At 36.8% G+C, this 201-nt stretch carries 1 protein-coding gene; it reads left to right on the top strand.

Features of this window, described 5'->3' with window-relative positions:
- Nucleotides 1-201, top strand: a 201-nt coding sequence (locus tag B5P40_RS32080) for a DDE-type integrase/transposase/recombinase (protein ID WP_142936384.1), incomplete at both ends; no start/stop codon positions are given.

The following is a 201-nucleotide window of genomic DNA, read 5'->3' as shown; positions in this document are numbered from 1 at the left end:
CTCGCGTGATAACAGTAGATAAAAACCCTGCTTATCCTGTAGCGATTCAAGAGTTGAAAGAAGAGAAACATATGCCTGAAGGCATGCAACTAAGGCAAGCTAAATATCTCAATAATATAGTGGAACAAGACCACCGGTTTATTAAAAAGCGAGTTCGTTCGATGTTAGGTTTAAAGTCGTTTAAAACAGCAATTTCTATAT

The sequence above is a fragment of the Bacillus sp. SRB_8 genome, assembly GCF_003264205.1.
Taxonomy (GTDB): Bacteria; Bacillota; Bacilli; order Bacillales; family Bacillaceae_G; genus Bacillus_A; species Bacillus_A mycoides.
The sequence above is the reverse complement of the archived record's forward strand: the minus strand, read 5'-3'. Positions and strand labels throughout refer to the sequence as shown.